The sequence below is a fragment of the Pseudomonas sp. KB_12 genome (assembly GCF_052114545.1).
GTDB lineage: Bacteria > Pseudomonadota > Gammaproteobacteria > Pseudomonadales > Pseudomonadaceae > Aquipseudomonas > Aquipseudomonas brassicacearum.
In genome coordinates this window covers 1-1,349 of record NZ_JBFREY010000082.1, presented here as the reverse complement: position 1 = coordinate 1,349, position 1,349 = coordinate 1, and the positions used below count along the sequence as shown (strand labels likewise).

1 protein-coding gene is annotated in these 1,349 nt (G+C 55.7%); it reads right to left on the bottom strand.

Going from position 1 to position 1,349, the window contains the following annotated elements; all coding sequences use genetic code 11:
• A partial coding sequence (locus AB4Z20_RS27945) for an IS110 family transposase (protein ID WP_442091220.1) occupies positions 1 to 1,094 on the bottom strand: 1,094 nt, incomplete at its 3' end.
• Between the last annotated feature and the right edge of the window lie 255 nt (positions 1,095 to 1,349).

The window sequence follows — 1,349 nt, the reverse complement described above, 5'->3', positions numbered from 1 at the left end:
CGGGCGCTAGAGGCCGCCTGCTTCAACGCTTGTGCCGCTCGGTTAAATACCTTGGGGACATGACCGGGTAAGGGTTTTCCTCCCGATATTCGGGTTGAGGGCGCCAACCCCATCCAGGAACTGAAGTGTTGCTCAGTCGGAAAACGCGACAAATCAGGTCCGACTTCGCTCGCCAGAACCAAAGCCGATTCGATGCCAATGGTGGGAATTGCGGTCAGGTCGACTCCCATAATCCTCACAAGCGCCTGGTGCAAGCTGGCTTGTTCATCTGCCGAGCGATGCGGGCTACGCAATGGCTTGGTGGGTTGCATAGGGGCTTYGTTCAACACCGGAAGTCGAGCAAGTGCCTGAGTAATGGCCTGATCGCATTCGSTAATCTGCCTTTCAAGGAAATCATRAGCAGCCACTTCYTGCTCCAAAGCATGCAAATGCTCGACTCGCCAATTACCGTGCAGACTGCGGGCAATGGTTTGGTGATCGGCCTTGATRCGACCGTCTCGCAAGTTGGCCAAGACTTGAGGGTCACGCTCGCCATCGATGATGGCCTTGATGATTTTCATCCCTGTCACACCAGCGATATTGCTGATGACATTGGCTAACTGAATGTTCATTTGCGTCAGGGCTTTTTGCATGCGGTTGATGGTCTTGGCTTGATCACGAACCTTCATGGCCCGCTGGCGAACCAATGATCGCATCGAGCAAATACCATCAGCGGGCCGGAAAGCCCCTCTAAGTAAGCCRTGGGTCATGAGCTGCCARATCCACTGGCAATCCAGKACATCGGATTTACGCCCGCTTATCTGACGAGTTGCACGGGAGTTGACCAGRTACACCTCAAAACCCCTTGAATCGAGCAACTCAAACAGCGGTATCCAGTAAACGCCAGTGGCCTCCATCGCCACGACCTTGATTTTCAGCGATTCCAGCCATTCAGCCAGCTTCACCAAATCCTCAGTGAAAGCCGGAAAACAGCGAACGGGCTTGTCGCTTTGATCGGGATTGACGCCAACCCAGTGCTCGCGGCTGCCAATATCAATACCGGCACAATGAGGGTGAATCACTTCAAATCGCTTCTGCTGCTTCTTGCGCGCCATGACAATTCCTCGCAGGATTGAACGGCGCGCGGGGAACACGGTGGCGAATGGATTCACTCTCTCATACGTGGTCACAGCTTGCTGTGCCTACAACGACTCCACGCCGATACCGTGCCGGCCACTCTCCCTCGCGGGTGCTGACACACCAGTGATAGCTACGGCCTCTTTCCCCGCGCGCACCCAATCTTAAGCCGAGCACTTGTTTGCTGCGCGACAGCGCAGCGTCGGCGACGCGGCGGGGACTCCCTCGCCACA